This is a genomic window from Streptomyces sp. NBC_01210 (genome assembly GCF_036010325.1).
Classification (GTDB): domain Bacteria; phylum Actinomycetota; class Actinomycetes; order Streptomycetales; family Streptomycetaceae; genus Streptomyces.
The window spans coordinates 1,047,068-1,070,565 of the sequence record NZ_CP108549.1 but is presented as its reverse complement, the minus strand read 5'-3'; the positions used below and the strand labels follow the sequence as shown (position 1 = coordinate 1,070,565).

Annotated in this window: 18 protein-coding genes and 1 pseudogene; 10 read left to right on the top strand and 9 right to left on the bottom strand. The window is 70.8% G+C overall.

Features of this window, described 5'->3' with window-relative positions; genetic code table 11:
• Positions 1-31: 31 nt before the first annotated feature.
• Both OG735_RS04640 and OG735_RS04635 read right to left on the bottom strand, forming a co-directional pair.
• A pseudogene (locus OG735_RS04640) lies at positions 32-460 on the bottom strand (SRPBCC family protein); the annotation flags it as partial.
• A 6-nt stretch (positions 461-466) separates the two neighbouring features.
• Positions 467-1,312, bottom strand: a complete 846-nt coding sequence (locus tag OG735_RS04635; protein WP_327328203.1) for a DeoR/GlpR family DNA-binding transcription regulator — start codon at positions 1,310-1,312, stop codon at positions 467-469.
• A gap of 211 nt (positions 1,313-1,523) precedes the next feature.
• Between OG735_RS04635 and OG735_RS04630 the strand changes: the two genes are divergently transcribed.
• Positions 1,524-3,908, top strand: coding sequence for a hypothetical protein (locus OG735_RS04630; RefSeq protein WP_327321861.1), 2,385 nt, complete (start codon positions 1,524-1,526; stop codon positions 3,906-3,908).
• 70 nt (positions 3,909-3,978) lie between these two features.
• Here OG735_RS04630 and OG735_RS04625 read toward each other — a convergent pair whose 3' ends face one another.
• From OG735_RS04625 to OG735_RS04610, 4 genes are all read right to left on the bottom strand, one after another.
• On the bottom strand, positions 3,979-6,381 hold the full coding sequence (locus OG735_RS04625) for a right-handed parallel beta-helix repeat-containing protein (protein WP_327321860.1): 2,403 nt from the start codon (positions 6,379-6,381) through the stop codon (positions 3,979-3,981).
• Between the two features lie 126 nt (positions 6,382-6,507).
• Positions 6,508-7,116, bottom strand: coding sequence for an Rv1733c family protein (locus OG735_RS04620; protein ID WP_327321859.1), 609 nt, complete (start codon positions 7,114-7,116; stop codon positions 6,508-6,510).
• A gap of 202 nt (positions 7,117-7,318) precedes the next feature.
• Complete coding sequence (locus OG735_RS04615; RefSeq protein ID WP_327321858.1) at positions 7,319-8,143, bottom strand: MOSC domain-containing protein; 825 nt, start codon at positions 8,141-8,143, stop codon at positions 7,319-7,321.
• A 37-nt stretch (positions 8,144-8,180) separates the two neighbouring features.
• Positions 8,181-8,666: a DUF6643 family protein gene (locus tag OG735_RS04610; RefSeq protein WP_327321857.1), complete on the bottom strand. Its 486-nt coding sequence runs from the start codon at positions 8,664-8,666 to the stop codon at positions 8,181-8,183.
• A 242-nt stretch (positions 8,667-8,908) separates the two neighbouring features.
• Here OG735_RS04610 and OG735_RS04605 point away from each other — a divergent pair, with 242 nt between their 5' ends.
• Positions 8,909-10,204: a TerD family protein gene (locus OG735_RS04605; RefSeq protein ID WP_327321856.1), complete on the top strand. Its 1,296-nt coding sequence runs from the start codon at positions 8,909-8,911 to the stop codon at positions 10,202-10,204.
• Positions 10,205-10,273: 69 nt separating this feature from the next.
• Here OG735_RS04605 and OG735_RS04600 read toward each other — a convergent pair whose 3' ends face one another.
• Entirely contained in the window at positions 10,274-11,446 is a 1,173-nt protein-coding gene (locus OG735_RS04600; protein ID WP_327321855.1) for a glycosyltransferase, read from the bottom strand.
• 58 nt (positions 11,447-11,504) lie between these two features.
• Here OG735_RS04600 and OG735_RS04595 point away from each other — a divergent pair, with 58 nt between their 5' ends.
• Together OG735_RS04595 and OG735_RS04590 are read left to right on the top strand one after the other, a co-directional pair.
• Positions 11,505-12,290 (top strand): glutamate racemase, encoded by a 786-nt coding sequence (locus OG735_RS04595; RefSeq protein WP_327321854.1) that lies wholly within the window; start codon positions 11,505-11,507, stop codon positions 12,288-12,290.
• 164 nt (positions 12,291-12,454) lie between these two features.
• Positions 12,455-13,015 (top strand): hypothetical protein, encoded by a 561-nt coding sequence (locus OG735_RS04590; RefSeq protein WP_327321852.1) that lies wholly within the window; start codon positions 12,455-12,457, stop codon positions 13,013-13,015.
• Positions 13,016-13,061: 46 nt separating this feature from the next.
• Here the strand turns inward: OG735_RS04590 and OG735_RS04585 are convergent, their stop codons facing one another.
• Positions 13,062-14,147: an O-antigen ligase family protein gene (locus OG735_RS04585; RefSeq protein ID WP_327321851.1), complete on the bottom strand. Its 1,086-nt coding sequence runs from the start codon at positions 14,145-14,147 to the stop codon at positions 13,062-13,064.
• A 302-nt stretch (positions 14,148-14,449) separates the two neighbouring features.
• Here OG735_RS04585 and lnt point away from each other — a divergent pair, with 302 nt between their 5' ends.
• The 4 genes from lnt to OG735_RS04565 all read left to right on the top strand — a co-directional run bounded on the left by lnt (position 14,450) and on the right by OG735_RS04565 (position 19,463).
• Positions 14,450-16,099 (top strand): apolipoprotein N-acyltransferase, encoded by a 1,650-nt coding sequence (gene lnt, locus OG735_RS04580; RefSeq protein WP_327321850.1) that lies wholly within the window; start codon positions 14,450-14,452, stop codon positions 16,097-16,099.
• A gap of 10 nt (positions 16,100-16,109) precedes the next feature.
• On the top strand, positions 16,110-16,592 hold the full coding sequence (locus tag OG735_RS04575; RefSeq protein WP_327321849.1) for an NUDIX hydrolase: 483 nt from the start codon (positions 16,110-16,112) through the stop codon (positions 16,590-16,592).
• 55 nt (positions 16,593-16,647) lie between these two features.
• Complete coding sequence (locus OG735_RS04570) at positions 16,648-17,463, top strand: 3-hydroxybutyrate dehydrogenase (RefSeq protein ID WP_327321848.1); 816 nt, start codon at positions 16,648-16,650, stop codon at positions 17,461-17,463.
• Between the two features lie 92 nt (positions 17,464-17,555).
• A complete protein-coding gene (locus tag OG735_RS04565) occupies positions 17,556-19,463 on the top strand; it encodes a helix-turn-helix domain-containing protein (protein ID WP_327321847.1) in 1,908 nt (635 codons plus the stop codon).
• A 67-nt stretch (positions 19,464-19,530) separates the two neighbouring features.
• Here the strand turns inward: OG735_RS04565 and OG735_RS04560 are convergent, their stop codons facing one another.
• Positions 19,531-20,913, bottom strand: a complete 1,383-nt coding sequence (locus OG735_RS04560; protein ID WP_327321846.1) for an MFS transporter — start codon at positions 20,911-20,913, stop codon at positions 19,531-19,533.
• A gap of 626 nt (positions 20,914-21,539) precedes the next feature.
• Between OG735_RS04560 and OG735_RS04555 the strand changes: the two genes are divergently transcribed.
• Both OG735_RS04555 and OG735_RS04550 read left to right on the top strand, forming a co-directional pair.
• On the top strand, positions 21,540-22,094 hold the full coding sequence (locus OG735_RS04555; protein ID WP_327321844.1) for a hypothetical protein: 555 nt from the start codon (positions 21,540-21,542) through the stop codon (positions 22,092-22,094).
• On the top strand, positions 22,091-23,482 hold the full coding sequence (locus OG735_RS04550; RefSeq protein WP_327321842.1) for an amino acid adenylation domain-containing protein: 1,392 nt from the start codon (positions 22,091-22,093) through the stop codon (positions 23,480-23,482). The genes OG735_RS04555 and OG735_RS04550 overlap by 4 nt, the downstream gene beginning before the upstream one ends.
• The last annotated feature ends 16 nt before the right edge of the window (positions 23,483-23,498 follow it).

The window sequence follows — 23,498 nt, the reverse complement described above, 5'->3', positions numbered from 1 at the left end:
GCTGCCGGTTCCACCGGCTTCCCGTGAGGCCCGCGAGCAGCCCGTCCAGCGCACGGCCGAACACCAGCCGGCCCACCCGGCGGACAAGCGGATCCAACAGCCGCGGCACCAGGCGGATCCGCAGCTCCTCCACCCAGACCACCACGGCGCCCGAACCCTGCGGGCGCACCTCGATCTCGGCCCAGCCGGTGATCACCCGGCCGCGCTTCTCCAGTCGAAGGCGTCCGGTCCCGCGCTCCCCGGGCGGCTCCCAGCGGACCACCTCCATCGGATCGTCGAAGCCGACGCGGCCCAGCCCGGTCCGCGCGACGAACACCGTCCCCACGCCCGAGCGATACGGCGAGACCACAGTGATCGACGTCAGCGGCACCTGAGCGGTATGCGCGGGCCAGTCGGTGACGCGCGCCCAGACCTCCTCGGCGGGCCGCGGGACCGCCCGCGCGATCCGGAAGACGGCCACCCGGCGTCAGCCGTCCTGTCCGTCGGCGCTCTCCGGACCGCCCGCCACGACCAGCCCCGGCAGATGCTCCGCGATCTGCTCGCGTGCCTCGGCCGACAGCCCCGCGTCCGTCACCAGAGAGTCGACCTCGGCCAGCCGCGCGAAGGAACTGAGGCCCACTGTCCCCCACTTGGTGTGGTCCGCGACCACCACCACGCGGCGCGCGGCCTGCACAAACCGGCGGTTCGTCTCGGCCTCCGCCAGATTCGGTGTGGAGAGCCCGGCCTCCACCGAGATACCGTGCACGCCGAGGAAGAGCACATCGAAGTGGAGCGAGCGGATCGCCTGGTCGGCCACCGGCCCGACCAGCGAGTCGGAGGGCGTACGCACCCCGCCGGTGAGGACCACGGTGGCCGCACCGGGACGCTGATTGTCCGCCGCTCCCGCCCGCTGCGCCGCGTGGAACACATCCGCGACCCGCACCGAGTTGGTGACCACCGTCAGATCCGGCACCTCCAGCAGATGGTGCGCCAGGGCATAGGTCGTGGTCCCGCCGGAGAGCGCGATCGCGCTGCCGGGCACCGCCATCTTCGCCGCCGCCCGCGCGATGTCCTCCTTGGCGCTCAGCTCCAGCGCCGACTTGGCCTCGAACCCCGGCTCGTGCGTGCTCGCCTCGACCACCGGCACCGCGCCGCCGTGGACCTTCTCGATGACCCCCTGCCGGGCCAGGGCGTCCAGATCCCGGCGCACCGTCATATCGGAGACATTGAGCTTGCGGGTGAGCTCATTGACCCGCACTCCGCCGCGCCTGCGCACCTCGTCGAGGATCAGGGCACGCCGCTGCTCCGCGAGCAGGTTCTGGTTGTCGCTCACTGCCGGGGCCGGTCCTTCCATGTCGTCGTCCACCGTGTCGTACACCGCCTGTGGCCAAGGGTTTCTCATCCTCGCACGGGCTCGGCGGAACGGGCTCGGGGAGATTCCGTGAGAGCCGTGCGGCGAGCAGCCACGATCCGGGACTCTGGTACCGAACCGCCGCGCGACCGCGCGCTGACCGATCCTCCCATCGAGAGAGCGAGTCACAGAAGTGTCCCCTGGCACACCGGTCCCGCAGAGCGGAGGACCCGCGCTCGAGCTGCTCGTCCACGGCGTCGGCGGAGCCACCCCGCAGGACATGCTCGGCGACCCCAGAACGGTCCGGATCACCGGTGACGAGAAGGCCGCGGTGTTCCGGCGCACCGAAGACGCGGAGGCGGAACTCCACCCCGAGCGCTACCAGGACCGGCCCATCCCGGAGGCGTACTGCTGGTCCAACCTCACCTCGGGCAACGGCGCACGGGCCCTGTGGCTGTTGCTGCTCCCCTTCATGGTCGTCAACCTCGCGCACTGGATGCGTCCCCGGGCCAAGGGCCGCCGAGGGACCACACGGCTGTACGGAGTGCTGGTTCGGTTCGTCGCACTCAGCCTCACCGTGCTCCTGACGGCTGCCGCCTGCGAGGTCGCACTCGACCTGGTGGCATGGCAGTGCGCGGGCTCGCCCGCATGTACCCGGGACAGGTCCTGGCTCGGCTTTCTGTCGAGCGCTCAGCACGGCTGGTGGTCGCAGCCCGGCCGACGCCTCTCGCTCGCCGCGGTGGTGCCGGCCGCACTCGTCGGCCTGCTCTGGTATCTCTCCAACCGCACCTGGAGCGCGTACGAGTCCCAGCGGCCGCCGACCGGCGAGGACGCGCTGGAAGGTGACGACGCCACCGAGGAGGACGAGGAGGAGACCGAGGGGCCGAAGGAGCAGACCGAGGGGCCGAAGAAGGAGACCGTGCGGCCCGCCCTCGGCAGGCCGGGCTTCTGGTACGGCCGCCGGCTCGTCGCCCGGCTCCGCGCCGCGCACACCGCCGCCGGTTTTCTGACCGTGGCCGCCGCGGTCGCCGGGGCCGCCGCCCGCCACGACCGCGGCGCCACCAGCACCCTGCTGGAGATCTGCGGCCGGCTCCTCGAGGCAACTCTCTTCGTGGGCGGATTGGCTGTGGTGTGGGTGGTCTTCCGCAGAGGCCGCAGCGAGAAGCGGCTCGACGCCCGCCTCGACCGTGCGGCTGTCCGCTATCTGCCCGGCGCCGCACTCGCGCTGCTCGGCCTCTCGGTGCTGTACGCCTCCTGGTCCCGCCCCGGCTGGATCTCCACCGCCGCCCTCCCCGGCGATGTCACCTTCCGCGTCATCGCACTCGCCCAGGGCGCCCTGGTCATCGCACTCGCCGTTGCCGCCTGCTTACTCCACCGCCGTGCGCGCCATGTGCGTGCGGCCCTGGCCGGCCTCGGCGGGCCCGCCGTCGCGATGCTCGCCTGCGCCCTGGGCGGGGTGATGACCGGCGGTGTGGCCCAGCGCGTCGCGGACTGGCTGGACGGGCCCGGCACTCCGGGCATGGGCGGCGAAGGCTCCATCCCAGGGCCCCCGGTACTGCTCAGCTGGCAGGCCTCCGTCATCCCGGTGCTGCTGGTCGCCCTCTTGGTCCCGGCCGTCATCCTCGCCGTACGGACCTGGCTGGCCGCCCGCCGGCTCGCGGAGCCGGTCGAGGCGGACTACGCGGAAGGGCGCCCGGACGCCGTCCGTACGCGGCGGATAGCGGGCACTCGGGCCCGCGCCGCGCTCACCGACGTCGCTCCCTGGATCGTCGGCATCGTCTCCGGCGCCACCCTGCTTCTCGGCGCGGGCGCGGTCGCCGGCGCATGGGTGAGTGGCGAGGTGCCGGGCAAGGCGTTCGGCGACAGCCACGACTTCGTCGAATCCGCGGCGGAGGCGGCGCAGGCGATCGGCTCCTGGCTGATCGGCTTCGGCTTCATACTCTTCGTCACCTGGGGCCGCCGCGCCTACCGCGACGCCTCGGCCCGGCGCACCATCGGCATCCTCTGGGACGTCGGCACCTTCTGGCCGCGCGCCGCACACCCCTTCGCGCCCCCCTGCTACGCGGAGCGTGCCGTCCCCGATCTGACCTGGCGGATGTGCACCTGGACCGCGGAGACCGGCGGACGGCGCCTCGTCATCTCAGGTCACTCGCAAGGCAGTGTGCTGGCCGCGGCAGCCGTCTGGCAGCTGCCGGCGGCCACCCGCCGCCGCGTGGCGCTGCTGACGTACGGATCCCCGCTGGAGCGGCTGTACGGGCGCTGGTTCCCCGCGTACTTCGGACCTGTCGCCCTCAGCGAGCTCCGCAGCGAGGTGCACTGCTGGCGCAATCTGTGGCGGCGCACCGACCCGATCGGCGGGCCGGTGATGATCCCTGCCGAGGGCGACCATCCCGAGGTGGACCGGGATGCGCTCAAAGACCCTGTGGTGTACGGACGTTCGGCGCGCCATCCGCTGCCGGAACCGATCCTCGGGCACTCCGAGTACCAGGCAGACCCGGCCTTCGCCGCGGAACGCGGGGAGCTCCTCGACCGGCTCAGCCCGGGCGTTCCCCGGCAGGCGCGGGGCGGTTCGGGGTAGCGCAGGGCATCACCCAGCAGTTCGGCGCGGCTCAGGGCTGTTCGGATGGCACCCAGAAGTTCGGTGCGGCTCAGGGCAGTTCCGGCAGATCCTCCGGGTAGAGCAGGGTCAGGTCGTCGGTGTTCGCCTCGGCGAGCGCCGCGACCCGGCCCGCATGCCGCTCGACCATCGACTCGAAGGTCTGGCGCGCGGTACGGCCGTTGCCGAACGCGGGCCCCTTGGGCAGCGCGGTGAAGTACTTCAGCAGCGCCTCTCCCGTGCCCGTGCCCAACCGGTACTCGTGGTCGTCGGCCTGCTGCTCCACGATCCGCAGCAGCTCCTCGGGCACATAGTCGCTGAAGGTGATGGTCCGTGAGAAGCGGGACGCCACACCGGGGTTGACCGAGAGGAACCGCTCCATCTCCGCGGTGTAACCGGCGACGATCACCACCACCGCCTCCCGGTGGTCCTCCATCAGTTTCACCAGCGTGTCGATGGCCTCCTTGCCGAAGTCCCGACCGGAGTCCTCGGGGGACAGGGCGTAGGCCTCGTCGATGAAGAGCACCCCGCCGCGCGCCCGGTCGAATGCCTCCTGGGTACGGATCGCGGTGGAGCCGATGTGCTCGCCGACCAGGTCCACCCGGGAGACCTCGACGAGATGGCCGCGCTCCAGCACTCCGAGCGAGGCCAGGATCTCGCCGTACAGCCGGGCCACGGTCGTCTTCCCGGTGCCGGGTGAGCCGGTGAAGACCAGATGGCGGCGGACGGAGGCGGCCTTCAGGCCCGCTTCCTGGCGGCGCCTGCCGACCTCGATCATGTTGGTGAGCGTGCGGACCTCGCGCTTGACGCTGTCCAGGCCGACCAGCGCGTCCAGTTCACCGAGGACGGCGCCGGAGGTGCGTACGGGCTCCGCGGTCGAGACCGGCTCGGCCTCGGCGGGGCGCTGTCCGGGGACCGCGGAGAGCAGCCCGGGGGTCTGGGGCGCCGTCAGCACGGCCGTGGTCTGCTCGTCCTTGGACCGCACGCCGCTCTCGTCACTGGTGCAGTCCTCGACGACCGGGCCGTCGTCCTCGCCCAGCTCGTAACCGCCGCGCGCACAGCGCTCGGTCCGGCAGCGGCTCAGTGTCGTACGGCAGCCGTCCATCACATGGAAGCCGTAGCCTCCGCTGCCCGTGACCCGGCAGCCGCGGAAGGTGCCCCGGCCCTCCGCCGAGACATAGAAACCGGCCTCGGCGGGCGAGGTGACCGTGCAGCGCTCGATCACCGGATCGGCGCCCTTGGTGACGATCACGCCGGTCTGCGCGGTGTCGATCGTGCAGCCGCTCAACGTGCCGCCACTGCCGTGGTCGCGGAACCAGGCGCCGGTGGACGCTTCCCGGATCCGGCAGTCGTCGAGCTGCGCCGTAGCGCCGTCGCTCACCGACACCGCGGTGTTGCGGACCTGGGAGAGATCGCTGTCGACGACATCGACGCGTGAGCCGCGGTCGAGGACGAAGAGCGCGTCCGGGACGTCGTGGACGCGGCACGAGTCGAGGACGGCGGTCGCTCCGTCACTGACCCATACGGCCGGATAGTCGCCCGTACTGTCGTGGATCTCGCACTGGTTGGCGTCCACGCGCGTGCCCGGGTCCCAGACGGACAGGCCATTGCGCCCGAATCGGCGCACCGTGGACCGGGTGAGTGTGAGTACGGACCGCGAGCGCAGATCGACCGCGTTCTCGGGGATCTCGTAGATGTCGCAGTCGGAAAGGGTCAGCACGGCGTCGGTGTCGAGGGTGATGCCGTCGGCCGAGGTGCGGTGCACGGTGGAGTCGGTGAGATGCGCCGAGGCGCGCGACGCGATCTGCACGCCGGTGCCCTTCACCTCGTACACCTCGCAGCCGACAGCCTCGAGGCCACTGCCCTCGCCGGTGACGGACAGGCCCGCGCCCGAGGCGTGGTGCACCCGGCAGCGCTCCAGCCGCGGATGGGCGCCGCCGCGCACGGAGACGCCCGACTGGCCCGCCGCCACCACCTCACACTCCTCGAACACGCCGCCCGCGCCGTCCAGTACGGCGATTCCGACGCCCGCTGGATTGTCGACGGTGCAGCGGCGGACGGTGGGACGGGCCGCGCCGCGCACCTCCAGACCGGCCGCGGAGCGGGTGACGATCCGCAGATCGATCAGCTCGGGAGTGCCGTCCTCGACCAGGAGAGCGGGGGCGGCCGTGTCCTGCCCCTCCACATGGAGGTCCTGGACGGTGGCGGAGGCGCGCACGGTGAGCGGCACACCGTCGGCGGGCGCGATGCGCACCGAGCCGACCGCGCCCTCCGTGCCGCGCAGGGTGACCGCCCGCTGGACGATGAGGTTCTCGCGGTACGTCCCCGGGGCGACCGTGAGGATGTCGCCGTCGCCTGCGGCCTCCAGGGCTGCGGCGAGGGAGGGGTACTCGCCTGTGCGGCGCCGCCACCGCGATGTGCCGGTGTGCGTCACCTGGACCGTGCCCTGTGCCATCGTGCTGCTCTGCCCCCACCTCGTGATCCTGCTCCGCCGCGCCTCTGAGGGGGCGCCCCCTGACCCCCGAGGGGGTCGCACCACCGTAGCGCGCGCGAGGCTCGGGAGTTGCCGGGACGAGAACGGTCAGCTGCCCGCGCCCGTACGTCCCCAGTCGGGACCGGCTGCGGCCCAGGCCTGGTCCAGACGTGCGTATCTGCGTCGGACGAGCCGCCGGACGATCAGACGTCTGGCGCACGCGATGAGGCCCGCCGCGGTGAGTGCGGCGCCGATGCCCGCGAGCACGGCGTGCACCCGGGCGGTCGCCGCGTCCATGGGGCGGCTGACGACCCGGCCGGCACGGTCGGTCCAGATGGTGAAGGTGTCGCCGGCACGCGCGGTCCGCAGCACGGTGGAGACCGTGCCGGTGTGCCGACTGCCGTCCACCGCCGTCCATTTCGCGATGATCGGCCGCCGTTTCTCATGGCCGGCCGAGGACTCGGGATCGTATGCGGCGGGCTTCGGCGCCGGAGCCGGTTTCAGCACCGTCGCGGTGACCGGATGACGCTGCTGGCGCTGGTTGCGCACCGCCTGCCGCAACGACTCGTCGGTCAGGCTGCCGGTGGCCCAGCCCGCGGCCGGCGCGGCGGTGAGGAGGAGGAGCGCGGCGATCAGCGCCACCCAGGCCTCGAAGAGATCGGTGGCACGGCGCAGGGGATTGTGCCGCCAGCGCCAGACTCCTTTGGCTGCTCGCACTTTCCCGCACCCCCTTCCGCGTCCGTCATAGCCCTGTACGGCACGGCATAAGCGCGGCTGGCACAAAGAGAGAGGAACCTCACCCCGGCCATCGCTCCCGCCCCTCGCCTCGCCCTTCACCCCCGTCGTCTGTCCAACGCGCCCGCGGGCACGCCGGGTTCCCGCGGGGAGGGCCGAACCGGCGGATCCAGTCCGGTCCGGGCTACTCGACGACGGTCACGGCGTCGCCGACCCGGATGAAGCCGGTCCGCTCCGGCACGAGGCACTGTCCGAACACCAGCCGGTCGCCGAAGCGGCGGTGGCGGGCGAGAGTGCGCAGCGGCTCCTTGCCTCGCTCGGCGGTGTGCTGGTCGGTGGTGGTGATGACACACCGGCCGCAGGGCCTGGCCACCCGGAAGGTGGCTTCGCCGATCGCGATCCGCTTCCAGTCGTCCTCGGCCCAGGGCGCCGCGCCGTCCACGACGACATTCGGCCGGAACCGGTTCATGGGCAGCGGGCCCTCGTCGGCATGATCACCCTGTGCGATGAGGGAGTTGAGTGCGTGGAGCGAGGCGAGGGTGGTGACGAGCAACGGATAGCCGTCGCCGAGATTGACCGTCTCTCCGGGGCGTGCGTACTCAGGGTCGATGGGGCGCCGGCGAGCCGGGTCGTCGAGATGGGCAAGCCGCACCTCGGTGCCGAGGTAGTCGCTGAACCAGGCGTCCACCTGCCCGTCGACGGGCACCATCTCGACCTTGTCCTGGAAGATCTCCACCGTCGTGGTGCCCACCGGCTCCGGGACGGCGACACTCAGCGGCTTTCGCCCGGGTGCGGACAGCCGGATCCCGCCGTCCGGCAGTGTCTCGGCGCGGGCCAACGCCAGCCGTGGCTGCTGGCGTTGCGTGACCACCTTGGCCGAGGAGTCGATCAGTGTCCACCGACGGTCCCCGGCAAGCCCCCACGGCTCCACAGCCGCCTCGCCGGGTTCATACCCCGCCACCGATTTGACCGGGTGGACATGGATGGAACGGAGAACTGGGTTCGGCATAAAGCCATAGTGCCAGCCACCACTGACCTCCGGCCGGTCAGTAGCCCCGGCCCTGGTACGGGCGGTTGTACGGGTCCTCGTACGCAGCGGGTGCCGGCGCGGGACGTGCAGCCGCGGGGCGCATCGCTTCGTAGCCGGTGGCCACCGGACGCTGCTGCGGCTGGGCCTGGGGCTGAGGGCCCGGGTAGCCGCGCGGCACGGCGGTCTGCTGCGGGATGTACGGCGCGGGCGCGTGCTGCAGCGGTACGGGCTGCTGCATCTGCTGCGGATAGCCGTAGGAGGGAGTGCCGTAGGAAGGGCCGGACTGCGAGGGAGCTGCCGGCAGTGCGGGCAGCGCCGCGGGGAGCGCCGGCAGATAGCTGTTGGCGGTGTAGCTGCTGCCGGTGTCATACGCGGAAGGCACTCGGATCGGGGCGATCTGAGGCGTGCCCCGCTCCGCGACCAGGGAGTCGTAGATGGGGGTGTCGGGGAACGACGGAGCGGAGTAGTAACCGCCGCCGTAGGTGGCGCGGGGGGAGGTCATGGCACATAAGTTAAGCCCACGATGTGCTGGTTGGGGAGCCCGATAAGAGGGTTGTTTCGGGAGATGCGAGTGACCACGGATCCCCAATGTGAGCGAATCTGGGGAAAACGGTCGCCGCGAAGCGTTCAGATCCGGTAAAGGGCAAGCTGAGAAGGGGTTACCGACGGGTCGGCCGGGGCGCCGGAGGCTCCCGGAGGATTAGGTTGGCCGCACGGTGAACTTTTAGGGCACCCCGACTCGCGATGGGGGCGAGCATGTCCATGCTTAAAGGAGCCAATACTCCGGTGCCGGCGCGGCAGGTGCGCGTCGAGTTGGGATGGCGTTCAGGCCCCGGGGTGCCGGATGTCGACGCCTCGGCGCTCCTCCTGGCATCAGGAAAGGTCCGCTCCGACGCGGACTTCGTCTTCTACAACCAGCCGGCGCACGCCTCGGGCGCGGTACGCCACGAAGGGAAGCGGACCGCGGCAGGCGGCGTGACGGACGAGGTTTCGGTCGACCTCGCGCGCGTAGAGCCCGCGATCGAGCGGATCGTGCTGGCCGCGTCGGCGGACGGAGGCAGCTTCGGGCAGGTACCGGGGCTGTACATCAGGGTGCTCGACGCGGCGTCCGGGGCGGAGATCACCCGGTACGAGAGCCAGGACGCGACGGTCGAGACGGCCTTCGTCCTCGGCGAGCTCTACCGGCGACAGGGCGCCTGGAAGTTCCGGGCAGTGGGGCAGGGCTACAGCACCGGACTCGGGGGCCTCGCGACGGACTTCGGCATCACGGTCGACGAACCGCAGCAGCCGGTCCCGGTACCGGCCGCCCCACAGGCCCCCGTAGCCGCTCCGGCACCCGCCGCGCCCGTGACGCCCGCTGCGCCCTCGCTGCCGCCTCGTCCCGCTGCCGCGCCGTCCGCTCCCGTACGTCTCACCAAGGTGACGCTGACGAAGGACACCCCGTCCGTCTCCCTCAGCAAGCAGGGCGGCACCTCCGGTGCCATGCGGGTCAACCTCAGCTGGCAGGTGCGCAAACAATTCCAGGGCTGGGGCGCCAAACTGGGTCGCGCCGTCGCCATGCACGGGGACCTCGACCTGGACCTGTGCGCGCTCTACGAACTCACCGACGGCCGTAAGGGGGTCGTCCAGGCGCTCGGCAACGCCTTCGGCGCGCTCCAGCAGCCCCCGTACATCCACCTCGACGGCGACGACCGCACCGGTGGCACGTCCGGCGAGAACCTCACCATCAACCTGGACCACAAGGACCGGCTTCGCCGGGTCGTCATCTTTGTCACCATCTACGAAGGTGCGCGCAGTTTCGCCGACCTGGATGCGACCGTCACTCTCCAGCCGCAGAACGGCGCCGCCATCGACTTCTCGCTCGGTGAGTGCACTGTGCCGTCGACCGTCTGCGCGCTGGCGCTGATCACCAATACCGGCTCCGATCTCGTCGTCCAGCGCGAGGCCCGTTTCCTCGTGCCCGAGCGTGGCGTGAGCCCGCAGCGCACCATCGACTACGCCTACGGCTGGGGCATGAACTGGACACCCGGCAGGAAGTGACGTCTCCGGGCGACATCCCTGGCCGGCCCCCCCGGTGGACGTCCCCGGTGGAGGTCCCCGGTGATGATGTCAGCGGTCCGGCGCGGCCTCCGGACGGGCGTACGTACGCCCCTTCCAGGCCGCGCCGCGACCGCGGTAGTGCTGCACCGCCGAATCAACCGTCATCAGCAGATAGAGCAGTGCGGTGAACGGCAACAGGGGAGCGAGGAGCAGCGGCTGCCGGTAGTAGCGCAGCATCGGCAGATACGTCCCGGTCATCACCGCCCATGCCAGACCTCCGGCCCAGCCGGCGGCCGGGTCATGGGTCAACACGCCGGCGCACAGCGCGGCGGGCGGCGCGAGATACACCAGCGCGAGCCCCACCACCGTTCCGGCAAGCAGCAGCGGACTGTGCAGCAGCTGTGCGTACGCGCTGCGCGACACCATCCGCCACAGGTCCGCCAGCCGCGGATACGGACGCACACTGTCCACCCGCTCCGCCAGCCCCAGCCAGATCCTGCCGCCGGTCCGCTGCACCGCCCGCGCCAGCGACACATCGTCGATCACCGCCTGCCGGATCGACTCCGGTACGCCCGCCCGCTCGGCGGCCTCCATGCGCAGCAGCGCACAGCCGCCCGCCGCGGCCGCCGTGCGTGCCGCCTGCCGGTTGACCCACCGGAAGGGATAGAGCTGCGCGAAGAAGTAGACGAACGCCGGCACGACCAGCCGCTCCCAGCCGCCGACTACCCGCAGCCGGGCCATCTGCGAGACAAGGTCCAGCTCGTTGGTACGGGCTGCGGCCACCAACTCACGCAGGCTGTCCGGCTCGTGTGCGATGTCGGCGTCGGTCAGCAGCAGATATTCGGGCTCGCGCGCCCGGGCGACCGCGATGCCGTGCCGCAGAGCCCACAGCTTCCCGGTCCAGCCGGGCTCCGGCTCGCCGGGGGAGACGACCCGCACCGGCAGCCCGCCGTGCCGTTCGGCCAGTGCACGCGCCAGTTCCGGCGTGCCGTCCGTACTGCCGTCATCGACGAGCAGGATCTCCGCCCGGCCGGGATAGTCCTGCGCAAGCAGCGAGGGCAGGCTGACCGGCAGCACCTCGGCCTCGTCCCTGGCGGGCACGACAATGGCCACATCCGGCCAGAGCGACGGGGCCGCGCGCCGGGGCAGCCGCTGGTCCGTACGCCAGAAGAAGCCCTGGCCCAGCAGCAGCCATCCCCATGCGGCCAGCGATCCGAAGGCGATCCAGGAAAGGGCGCTCATTGGCCGCAGTCTGCCCCACCATGCCAGTACCGCAAGGGCAGTCGACTATGGTGACCGGGTGAAGATCGCGCTCATGGACTCCGGAATCGGCCTGCTGGCGGCCGCCGCCGCGGTACGTCGGCTGCGGCCGGACGCGGATCTCGTTCTCTCCTCCGACCCCGACGGCATGCCGTGGGGCCCGCGTACGCCGGAGGATGTCGCCGCCCGCGCGCTCGCCGCCGCCCGCGCGGCTGCCGCACACCGCCCCGAGGCGCTGATCGTCGCCTGCAACACCGCATCGGTGCATGCCCTGCCCACGCTGCGCGCGGAGCTGGAGCCCGGTATACCCGTCATCGGCACGGTCCCCGCGATCAAACCGGCCTCGGCCGGCGGCGGCCCCGTCGCTATCTGGGCCACCCCTGCCACCACCGGCAGCCCCTACCAGCGCGGCCTCATCCGGGACTTCGCCGACTCGGTCGCCGTCACCGAGGTGCCCTGCCCCGGTCTCGCGGACGCCGTTCAGCAGGCTGACGAGGCTGCCATCGATCATGCCGTGGCCGCCGCGGCCGCCCTCACACCGCGCGATGTAAGGGCCGTCGTCCTCGGCTGCACCCATTACGAGCTGGTCGCCGAACGTATCCGCGCCGCAGTGCAGCCGCCCGGTCTGCCACCGGTGGTGCTGCACGGCTCGGCCGGGGCGGTCGCCGCCCAGGCGTTGCGCCGTATCGGCGAGCTCCCCGCCCCCGACGCCGAGCCGAGCTCCCGGCTCACGGTGCTGCTCAGCGGCCGTGATTCCGCCCTGCCCGACCAAGCCCTCAGCTATGCCGAGGGCCGCCTGCTCCAGGCCGTCAGCCCGGCGCTCTGACGCTTTCGGGGTGGTCCTCTGACGATCCCCGGGCCCGGCCGTTCCGACGAACCCGGGCCCTGCGCACGCCGGGTGCTGAGGCCCGGCCGCAGGCCCGATCCGTGCGGTTGATCCTTGTGGCCGAGACCATGCCCGGCAGACGGAACCTGAGTACGCTGCTAGCCATGAGGGACCACTTCCGCGACGAGGGGCACGCCGCAGAGCCCCTTCCCACCGTCTGGACCGGCCGTGCGACCAACCGTGCCCAGTGGCTGCTCGCCGCGGCAGGCGCCGCCTGCATCGCGCTCGGCATCGAACTCGCCGTCGACTCCGCCTGGACCTCGGGCATCGCCCCACTGCTGATGTCCGTGATCGGCTGTGTGGCAGTGGGTCTGCTGATCCTCTTCGGGACCCTCGCCTTTGTCCATGTGGCGGTCAAGGTCGACAGCGACGCGGTCGAGGTGCGCTGCGGTCATATCGGTCTGCCGCGTCGGCGCATCCCGCTCGACCATGTGGTGGGCGCGGAGTTCGCTCCGAAGGTGACCCCGAGGCAGTGGGGCGGCTGGGGCTACCGCTGGCGTCCGGAGCAGGGCACTGCCGTTGTCGTACGCCGCGGCGAGGGCGTCGTCGTCACGCTGGGCGACGGCAGGACCTTCACGGTGACCGTGGACGACGCGGAGGCCGCCGTACGAGCCATCCGCGACCGGCTCCTGCTCGCGGGGGCCAACAAGACCGTCGAGGTCTGAGCCACCGTTCCCTCCGCGTTCCCTCCGTGCTCCCTCCGCGGGACGGCTAGAGCGTCCGGCTGTCCGCCGCCGCGTCCGCCCACCGGGCGGTGTGCGTACCGCGCTCCGCCGAGCCCTCGCCCGCCGTGTGTGCCGTCGCCAGCCCCGCGAGCAGCCCGGCGCCCGCCGTCACCGGCGTGAAGCTCAGCGCGTTGCCGACGCTCGCCAGGACCGCCAGCGCCGTGAGCGCGGCTCCCGCGCTCAGCACGACCGGGGTGGAGCGCGGCGAGCGCCACAAGCCGTACAGCATCCAGCCGAACGCCGCACCCAGCAGCGCCACGCCCACCACACCCTGCTCGGCCGCCTGTTGCAGCGAGGCCGAGTGCGGCTTGCCGTCGGAGCCCAGCGACTGCTGTGCGGTGGTGCTGAGCTTGCCGAAGCGGTCGGGACCCACCCCCCGTACCGGATCGTCCTTGGCGAGAGTGATCGCATCCCGCCACAGAGCCACCCGGTTCTGGGTGAGCTGGCCCTGCAGCGAGACCGTCAGCCCGTCCGGCAGGGTGTCCTCGGCCACGCCCCACGAGGCGGCCACCACCAGACCGGTGGCGACGGCGAGGCCGACGAGCGCCACCGTCCGATGGCGCATCCGGACCGCCGCCAGCGAGCAGAGCAGTATGCCGAGGGCCGCCGCGCACCCGGCGACGGAACCGAGCGCCAGTGCGGTGCAGGCGACGGCGAGAGCGAGCATCCGCAGCGCGAGGCGCAACGCGGCCGGACGGGCCGCAGAGGCGGCGCAGCAGGCTGCACCCGCACCGAGGACCAGCAGCGCCGCAGCCGCACCCGTGTGCCCCGGCTGGATGGGAGTCCCGGCGATCGCACCGGGCACACCCTGGCGTGAGGCGATCGCCAGGCCGAGTGCGGCGAGTGCGGCGGCCGAGGCGGCCGCGACCGGCAGGAGCGTGCCGCAGATACGGCCGCAGGCATATCCGGCGGCGACGGCGAACACGGCGAGCAGCACGCCCTCGGGCCGTGCCTCGCGTCCGGCCGCGCTGATCAGCGACCACACGGCGCAGCCGCTGAGGACGACAACGCCGGCGATATCGGTCGCGCTGCCGCGCTCCCGCGTGGCGGACCGGCCGTCCGGTGCAGCCATCCCGTCGACCCCCCGACCTGTGACGGGCCCTGCCGCAGCAGCCGAATCGAGTCGGGTGGCAGGGCTGGCGCACACGGTAACGGCAGAGGCAGGGGTTTGTGGATGGGTTGCGCAGGAACGTTCGGCAGTCGGTGGCGGGGCCCGTGGGGGAGCCCGTGCGGCAGTCGGTGGCGGGTGCCCGTGGCGAGCCGCTGCGGCAGTCGGTCCGCCGGTCGGTGCGAGAGCCGGCACACCGGTGTCGGTGCGTCGGCCGACGAGGACCGGACTGCCGGGGCACAGCCCAGCGCCGTAGACTCCGCCGGGTGAGCGCCACCATCACCACCGTCGACACCCGACAGCCCGCCCCCGCCGCCGGCCGACCGCTACTGCGGCGCCTTCTGCGGCCGGGTGCCGCCGCGCTGTCAGGAGTGCTGCTCTTCGCGAGCTTCCCGCCACGTCCCCTGTGGTGGCTGGCGCTGCCCGGCCTCGCGCTGCTCGGCTGGACGCTGTACGGACGCCGGCTGCGGCCCGCGTTCGGCCTGGGCTACCTCACCGGCCTCGGCTTTCTGCTGCCGCTGCTCATCTGGACGGGCGAGGAGGTCGGCCCCGTGCCGTGGGTGGCGCTGGCAGCGGTGGAGGCAGTGTTCGTCGCCCTCGCCTGCATGGGGATCGCCGCGGTCTCCCGGCTCCCGGTGTGGCCGGTGTGGGGTGCGGCCGTGTGGATCGTGAGCGAGGCCGCACGCGCGCGTGTGCCGTTCGGCGGCTTCCCCTGGGGCAAGATCGCCTTCGGACAGGCGGACGGCGTCTTCCTGCCGCTCGCGGCGCTGGGCGGGACACCAGTGCTGAGTTTCGCCGTCGTACTGTGCGGCTTCGGGCTGTACGAGACCGTCCGCCGGGTCCGTGCCCACCGGCGTACCGGCGAGCTGCCGCGCGGCGCCGCGGCCGCAGCGCTGCTCACCGTGCTCGTCCCGGTCACGGCGGCCCTCGCCGCCCTGCCGCTCGTCGACGACTCCGCCGAGGACGGCACCGCGAACGTTGCCGCGGTCCAGGGCAATGTGCCGCGGCTGGGGCTCGACTTCAACTCCCAGCGCCGCGCGGTCCTCGACAACCACGCCCGCCGCACCGAGGAACTCGCCGCCGATGTGAAGGCGGGCAAGGTGGCCAAGCCGGACTTCGTCCTGTGGCCGGAGAACTCCTCGGACCTCGACCCGTACCGCAACGCCGACGCCAAGCTGGTCATCGACGAAGCGGTGAAGGCGATCGGCGTGCCGACCGTCGTCGGCGCGGTCGTCACACCCGACACGGGCAATCTGCGCAACACCCTGATCGAATGGGACCCCACGCGCGGCCCTGTCGACACATACGACAAGCGGCATGTCCAGCCGTTCGGTGAGTACATCCCGATGCGGTCCTTCGTACGCCTCTTCAGCTCCGACGTCGACCGGGTGCGGCGCGACTTCGGACCCGGGCACAAGGTGGGTGTCTTCGACCTGGCGGGCACCAAGGTCGGCATGGTCACCTGCTTCGAGGCGGCGTTCGACGACGCGGTGCGTGACACCGTCACCAGCGGGGCCCAGCTCATCTCCGTGCCGAGCAACAACGCCACCTTCGGCCGCAGCGAGATGACGTATCAGCAACTGGCGATGTCGCGGGTGCGGGCCGTCGAGCACGGGCGCTCCGTCGTCGTCCCCGTGACCAGCGGTGTCAGCGCCGTGATCATGCCGGACGGGAAGATCGTCCAGAAGACGAAGATGTTCACGGCGGGTGCGCTGGTCGCCGAGGTGCCGCTGCGCTCCTCGCTCACGCCGGCGACTCGGCTCGGGACCTGGCCGGAAGGCATCCTGGTGCTGGTCGCGGCGGGCGGTGTGGGCTGGGTCGTGGCACGGGCGGTGCAGGCCGGGCGGCGGCGGAAGGCCGTACAGGACACGGCCGTGCTGGGCACCGTCGAGCGGGGCACGGTCGACGCCGGTTAGGGTCGAGGCCATGGCAACCCCCGACTTCATCCGTGAGCTCCGGGCCACCGCAGGCCACCAGCTCCTCCTCCTGCCGGGCGTCAGCGCGGTCGTCTTCGACGACCAGGGGCGGGTGCTGCTGGGGAGGCGTGCCGACACCGGCAAATGGTCGCTCATCGGCGGGATTCCGGAGCCGGGGGAGCAGCCTGCGGTGACGGCCGTGCGCGAGGTGTACGAGGAGACCGCGGTGCGCTGTGTCGCGGAGCGAGTCGTGTTGGTCCAGGCCCTGCGGAAGCCGGTCACCTACCCCAACGGCGACCAGTGCCAGTTCATGGACATCAGTTTCCGCTGTCGCGCGGTGGGCGGCCGGGCACGCGTCAATGACGATGAGTCGCTCGAGGTGGGGTGGTTCTCCGTGGACGCGCTGCCGGAGCTCAAAGAGTTCTCGCTCTTCCGGATCAAGCAGGCGCTCACCGAGGGACCTGCATGGTTCCAAACCACCATCGAGCAGTGAAGTGTGGGCGCTGACCACATCGGTCGGGGGATGATCACTGCCTAGGGTGCGAAGCATGACCGCGCCCACCACACCAGGTCCCGCACCTCACCCCGACGCTCGTCCCGTCACCCTCGACCTCGGCGGCCGAACCGCGCTCGTCACCGGCGCGGCGGGCGGCCTCGGCCGTGCGTGTGCGCTGCGGCTCGCGGCCGCCGGCGCGAAGGTCAGGGCCGTCGACCGCGACGCCGAGGGTCTCGACGCACTCGCCGCACACTCGCCGGGGCTGGCCGGCGTCGTCGAACCGGAGCTGCTGGACCTCACCGATCTCGACGCGGCGGAGGCGGCGGCCGCCGGGGCGGACATCCTCGTCAACAACGCCGGGCTGCAATTGGTCCGGCCCATCGAGGAATTCCCGCCGGACGTCTTCCACACCGTGCTCACGGTGATGCTGGAAGCGCCCTTCCGGCTGATACGGGGCGCGTTGCCACATATGTACGCGCAGGGCTGGGGCCGTATCGTCAATATCTCGTCCGTGCATGGGCTGCGCGCCTCTGCCTTCAAGTCCGCGTATGTGGCCGCCAAACACGGTCTCGAGGGGCTCTCGAAGACCGCGGCCCTCGAGGGCGCTCCGCACGGGGTGACCTCCGTCTGCGTCAATCCCGGCTATGTGCGTACGCCACTGGTCGAGAAGCAGATAGCGGACCAGGCGGCGGCCCACTCGGTGGCCGAGGACCGGGTCCTCACCGATGTACTGCTCAAGGACTCCGCGATCAAGAGGCTGATCGAGCCGGAGGAGGTCGCCGAAGCGGTGCTGTATCTGTGCACGCCGCAGGCATCCTTCATCACCGGCACTTCGCTCACCCTCGACGGCGGCTGGACCGCCCACTAGGGCAACACGCCCTGGGGTCCTCCGCTTGTCCACAACGGCTTCGTTGTCCACAGGGCTGGTGCGAACGCCCGTACGGCAGGAATCCTGTGTTCATGTCCCACGATCAAGCCTCCTACCTGGAGCTCCTCGCACGCGGTGCCGACGCGGAGGCGTACGACCGGCCGGCGCTGCTCGCCCGTGCGAGCGGCGCCGGGGCCGAGGCGCTCGCCTCCCTCGAGCACGCCAAACAGCTCGCGCTGCGGGTGCGTGCCGAGCTGGAGGGGCGGCGCCGCCGCGAGGCCGAGCTCTCCGCGCTCTTCGAGACCGCGCACGACCTGGCAGGTCTGCGTGATCTCGACGCCGTGCTGAGAGCAATCGTGCAGCGTGCCCGCTCGCTGCTGGGCACGGAAGTCGCCTATCTGAGCCTCAACGACCCGGCAGCGGGGGACACCTATATGCGGGTCACCGAGGGGTCGGTGTCGGCGCGCTTCCAGCAGCTGCGGCTGGGCATGGGGGAGGGGCTCGGCGGTCTCGTCGCCCAGACAGCCCGTCCGTATGTCACCGACAGCTATTTCGACGACGCGCGGTTCGAGCACACAAGGACGATCGACACGGCCGTGAGCGACGAGGGCCTGGTCGCCATCCTTGGAGTGCCGCTGATGCTCGGCAGCCAGGTCATAGGCGTGCTCTTCGCCGCCGACCGCCGCGCCAGGGTCTTCGAACGGGAACAGGTCGCGCTGCTCGGCTCCTTCGCCGCTCATGCCGCCGTCGCCATCGACACCGCGAACCTGCTGGCGGAGACCCGCTCGGCGCTCGCCGAGCTGGAGCGGGCCAACGAGATCATCCGCGACCACAGCGGCGTCATCGAGCGTGCCTCGGAGGTCCACGACCGGCTGACCGAGGTGGTGCTGCGAGGCGGAGGTGTCCATGATGTGGCCGCCGCGCTCTCCGAAGTCCTGGACGGAACGGTTGAGTTCACGGACACCGACCTCGAAGCCACCGGCACCGACGGCCGGGCCGTGCGGCACGGGCAGGACTGGGTGGCCGCGGTGTCGGCGGGCGGCGAGCTGCTGGGTGCCCTGGTGCTCCGCAACCATCCCGAGCTCGACCCAGTCGACCAGCGCACCATGGAGCGTGCGGCCATGGTCACCTCTCTGCTGCTGCTCGCACGGCGTTCCGCCCACGACGCCGAACAGCGAGTACGGGGCGAACTGCTCGACGATCTCCTCGACGCACCGGACCGGGACCCCCGACTGCTGCGGGAAAGGGCGGCGCGGCTGCGGGCCGACCTCGACGCACCGCATGTGGTGCTGGCCGCCCGGATCGACGGACCCGACGCGGGCACCTCGGGCACCTCGGGCACCTCCGACCGGGAGACCGCAGACCGCCGGACCGCGGACCGGCAGCGACTGTGGTCCGCCGCCTCTCACCTGGCCGCGACCCGCTCGGGCCTGGCCGCAGCCCGTGACGGCGGCACCGTACTGCTGCTTCCGCTCGGCCCCGACGACAGCGCGGCCGATCTCGCCCGCCAGACCTCCAGACAACTGAGCGGAACGGTACGGGAGTCGGTCACCGTCGGCGCGTCCGCGCCCGTTCTGGCGCCCGCCGGTGATCCGAGCCCGATAGCCGGGGCGTACGCACAGGCGCGGCGCTGCCTGGACGCCCTGCGGCTGCTCGGCCGCTCAGGCCAGGGTGCGGCCGCGCAGGACCTGGGATTCCTCGGCCTGCTGCTGGCCGACCCCGGCGACATCGACGGTTTCGTACGGCGCACGATGGGCGAGGTCGTCGACTACGACCGGCGGCGTGGCACCGACCTGGTTCGTACGCTCGACGCGTACTTCGCGAGCGGTATGAGCCCGGCCCGTACCAAGGACGATCTGCATGTTCATGTGAACACCGTCGCTCAGCGACTGGAACGCATAGGCCGGCTGCTCGGCCCCGACTGGCAGTCTCCGGCCAGGTCGCTGGAGATCCAGCTCGCGCTGCGCCTGCATGCGATGTCCGCGGCCGTCGCCCACTGAACGCGCCACGGCGCGGACCCCTCCTCGGGGCCCGCGCGGTGTGTTCGATGCGTGCATCCTTCGCCCGTCAGGCAGTCTGCGCATCCGCCGGCCGGGTCGCCGGGGCGCTCTCCACCGGCTCGTCCTCGACAGCGGCCAGATCGCGGTGCCGGGTCTCCCGCGCGCAGCCGATGGCCACCACGGTGAGCAGTGCCGCGGCGATGACGTACAAGGCAATGGGCGTCGACGAGTCGTAGTCGGCGAGCAGCGCGGTCGCGATCAACGGCGCGGGCGCACCGGCCGCGACGGAGGAGAACTGCGCACCGATGGAGGCCCCCGAGTAGCGCATCCGCGTCGCGAACATCTCGGCGAAGAACGCCGCCTGCGGCGCGTACATCGCCCCGTGCAGGACGAGTCCCACCGTGACGGCGAGCAGCAGACTGCCGAAGCTGCCCCGGTCGATGAGCGCGAAGAAGGGGAACATCCAGGCACCGACCCCGATCGCGCCGATGAGATACACCGGCCTGCGCCCGATGCGGTCCGACAGAGCGCCCCACACCGGGATCACCACGAAGTGCACGGCAGAGGCGATGAGTACGGCATTGAGTGCGGTCTGCTTGCTCAGCTCCACAGCGGTCGTCGCGTACACCAGGATGAACGCGGTGATCACGTAGTAACTGATGTTCTCCGCCATCCGCGCCCCCATGGCCACCAGCACATCGCGCCAGTGATGCCGCAGCACAGAGACGAGCGGCATCTTCTCGACCTGGCCCGCTGCCGCCTTGCGCTCCTCGGCCTGCGCCAACGCCGCCTTGAAGACCGGTGATTCATCGACAGAGAGACGAATCCACAAACCGACGACCACCAGAACACCGGAGAGCAGGAACGGTATGCGCCAGCCCCACGAGGTGAACGCGGCGTCCGACAGCAGTGCGGTGAGCGCGGAGAGCACCCCAGTGGCGAGCAACTGCCCGGCAGGCGCGCCCGTCTGCGGCCACGAGGCCCAGAACCCGCGTCGCTTGGCGTCACCGTGCTCCGACACCAGCAGCACGGCTCCACCCCACTCACCACCGAGTGCGAATCCCTGCACCAGCCGCAGCACCGTGAGCAGTACGGGCGCGGCGGTACCGACGGTTGCGTGTGTCGGCAGCAGCCCGATGGCGAAGGTCGCCCCGCCCATCAGCAGCAGACTCAGCACCAGCAGCTTCTTGCGGCCGAGCCGGTCGCCGTAGTGCCCGAAGACGAGCGCACCGAGCGGGCGGGCGGCGAACCCGACGGCGTACGTCAGGAACGACAGCAGGGTTCCGACGAGCGGGTCGGAGCCAGGAAAGAACAGCTTGTTGAAGACCAGCGCGGCGGCCGATCCGTAGAGGAAGAAGTCGTACCACTCGATGGTGGTGCCGATGAGGCTCGCGGCGACGATGCGCTTGAGTGAACTGGGAGCTGGTGGAGCGGTTGCGGGGGCGGCCATGGACACCACTTCCGGACAGTTGGCGGGGACGTTTCCGTGTCGCCACACCGTAGGAAGACGCAGGTCAGGGGCACATGTGGTGGGACACCACAGTTCGGAGGGTCAGTGTGCGCGCGACCACCATGACGGGAGCATGGGGGGCTGGGTCAGGGGGCGAATTGGAGTGAGGAAGGGGCCTATCGGAGGTTTGTGATTCGCCACGGTTTGGTGGACCCGTGCTGATTCCCGTGCTGGTTCGGTGCTGACCTGAAACCCCACGTCAGCACCCCTGAGGACCGGCGGACCGCCTCCACCTCGGACCCGTGCCGGACGGCACGTGAACAGGGAGGTCGTGGGTGATCGGGGCCGGGCTGTCGTGTGATGGGAGAGCATCGGCTTTCACGATGCGGGCGGCAGTATTGCCGACTTCGGGGCGAACACCCGCTGGTGGCGCGTGCGGGTCACGCACGGCGGAGCGCTTAACAGACGAGACCACACCCACCTGGCGAAGAACCCACTGGAGCACAGGGCGATTCACTTACGTCACACGCCCCTCTGACTGCACATCAGTCCAACAAGTATCTCCCAACCCCTTTCTGTGCAACGTGAAGTGTGCAATGTTACATGTCACGTCGTATCGAGGGGGGATGGCAGCGCTCCATAAGCTCGTCGGCACGGCATGGGCAGGTGACGAGCTGGCCGTAGACTTCATTACTTCAGTGGGCGCCTCCACCCTGTTCACGACCTCTCCGCTGTTCTACCTCCAGGAATACACGTACGGGGCTCCCGGCTGCGCCACGCGATGGACCGCACAACGCCTCTACGAGAGCGATCCGGACTTCGGGCCCGGCTCACATCCCTTCTGTTTCTACGGCGAGGTGTCCTTCCCGTGGATGTTCCAACAGATCGCACTGCTCCAGCCGTTCGCGGGCGTTGCCGACGAACTCGCCCGTTTTGCGCAATGGGGAAGCCTCTACGACCTTGAGCTTCTGTTGCACAACACCGTGCCGATCTACGCGGTAGCCGTCGCTGACGATCTGTACGTCCCGCTCAGCGAGCAGATCCGAACAGCGCGAGGCATCGGATCCTGTTGGCTCATGATCTCGTCGGCCCCAGACCACACCAGCCTGATGAACGACCGGGCGGCGTTCTCAAGGCTGCTCGCGTTCGCATCAGCCCGCGACGATGTGGGGGGACAGTGATCCTGACGCGTTCGATCTTTCATCAGCTGCGCGCCGTGGCTCTAGAATTCCCTTCCCGACAGGCCGTCCTGGACACCACCCGTGCGCTGACCTATGGCGAGCTGGTGACGCGTGCAGAGGCCCTGGGCCGCAACCTGGTGGCGCGCGGTATCGGCCCCGGACACAGGGTCGGGGTGGTGGTCGAGCGGGGCGTGGACCTCGCGGTAGCTCTGCTGGGTGTCTCTGCGGCGGGTGCGGCCTACGTCCCCCTCGACCCGGGACACCCGAGCGAGCGACTGCGCACTGTCATCGAGGACGCAGAGCTTTCCGCCCTCATCACGCATACGAGCGGATCGGCGTTTGCCGTGCGGATGGTCCAGGTACCGCCCGATGCCAGTGTCTCGTCCGAACTCGCATGCAGTTACCTGCCCACGCCACGGCCGCAGGACCCTGCGTATGTCATCTATACCTCCGGCTCCACAGGGCGCCCCAAAGGAGTAGTGGTCACGAACGCAAACGTCGCGGCATTCTTCGAGGCTCTCGACGTGGCGTACGGGGTGCCTGTCGAGGACCGCTTTCTCGCCGTGACGAGCGTGTCGTTCGACATCGCACTGATGGAGCTGATCTGGCCGGTCACCCGCGGCGGAGCCAGCATTGTCAGCCCCTCGGGGATGGTCAACCGGCTGGACGCGCGGAGCGAGGACAGCCTGCCGGAACTGATGGCGCGGTTCCGACCTACCCTGATGCAGGCCACACCCTCCCTGCTGACGGCGATCACCTCCTACGAGGAGTCGTTGCAGTCGCTCCGAGGGCTACGGGCGCTGGCCGTCGGGGGAGAGGTATTTCCTCTTGGACTTGCTCGACGGTTGGTGGACGCTCTTAATGGCGTTCGTATCGTGAACATGTACGGCCCCACCGAGGCAACGGTCTGGTGCTCGACGCACGACGTGACCATTGAAGATGTACGCAGTGAGTCGATTCCCATCGGAAGGCCTCTCAGGCATGCCCTGCTGCGGATTGTCGACGCGGACGGGATCGACGTCGGGCCGGGTGAGGCGGGAGAGCTCTGGGCCGGCGGTCCCTGTGTCGCTGACAGCTATTTCCGTCTACCCGAACTCACCCATCAGAAGTTCGTCGTAGATACCAGAACTGGGCAGCAGCGACGCTGGTATAGGACCGGTGACCGGGCGAGGATCAGACCCGACGGTGTAATCGAGTTCATCGGGCGCTTCGACCGTCAAGTGAAGGTTTCGGGAGTCCGGATCGAGCTTGACGAAGTCGAGTCGGTGCTCTCTATGTCGCCCGATGTCCGGGCTGCCGCCGTCATCGCGCATCGAGGGCCGAATGGCGTACCCAGATTGGTGGGCTACGTTGAGTGGCAGGGCCCGCTTGGAGCGGCCGACCCGTAAACCCGAAGCGGCCGGC

What these genes read in the sequence shown, in the direction of transcription:
- OG735_RS04625 (WP_327321860.1), bottom strand. Translation starts at nt 6,381, where the DNA reads ATGGCACAGGGCACGGTCCAGGTGACGCACACCGGCACATCGCGGTGG.
- OG735_RS04615 (WP_327321858.1), bottom strand. Translation starts at nt 8,143, where the DNA reads ATGCCGAACCCAGTTCTCCGTTCCATCCATGTCCACCCGGTCAAATCG.
- OG735_RS04610 (WP_327321857.1), bottom strand. Translation starts at nt 8,666, where the DNA reads ATGACCTCCCCCCGCGCCACCTACGGCGGCGGTTACTACTCCGCTCCG.
- OG735_RS04605 (WP_327321856.1), top strand. Translation starts at nt 8,909, where the DNA reads ATGGGGGCGAGCATGTCCATGCTTAAAGGAGCCAATACTCCGGTGCCG.
- OG735_RS04600 (WP_327321855.1), bottom strand. Translation starts at nt 11,446, where the DNA reads ATGAGCGCCCTTTCCTGGATCGCCTTCGGATCGCTGGCCGCATGGGGA.
- OG735_RS04590 (WP_327321852.1), top strand. Translation starts at nt 12,455, where the DNA reads ATGAGGGACCACTTCCGCGACGAGGGGCACGCCGCAGAGCCCCTTCCC.
- OG735_RS04585 (WP_327321851.1), bottom strand. Translation starts at nt 14,147, where the DNA reads ATGGCTGCACCGGACGGCCGGTCCGCCACGCGGGAGCGCGGCAGCGCG.
- OG735_RS04575 (WP_327321849.1), top strand. Translation starts at nt 16,110, where the DNA reads ATGGCAACCCCCGACTTCATCCGTGAGCTCCGGGCCACCGCAGGCCAC.
- OG735_RS04570 (WP_327321848.1), top strand. Translation starts at nt 16,648, where the DNA reads ATGACCGCGCCCACCACACCAGGTCCCGCACCTCACCCCGACGCTCGT.
- OG735_RS04565 (WP_327321847.1), top strand. Translation starts at nt 17,556, where the DNA reads ATGTCCCACGATCAAGCCTCCTACCTGGAGCTCCTCGCACGCGGTGCC.
- OG735_RS04560 (WP_327321846.1), bottom strand. Translation starts at nt 20,913, where the DNA reads ATGGCCGCCCCCGCAACCGCTCCACCAGCTCCCAGTTCACTCAAGCGC.
- OG735_RS04555 (WP_327321844.1), top strand. Translation starts at nt 21,540, where the DNA reads ATGGCAGCGCTCCATAAGCTCGTCGGCACGGCATGGGCAGGTGACGAG.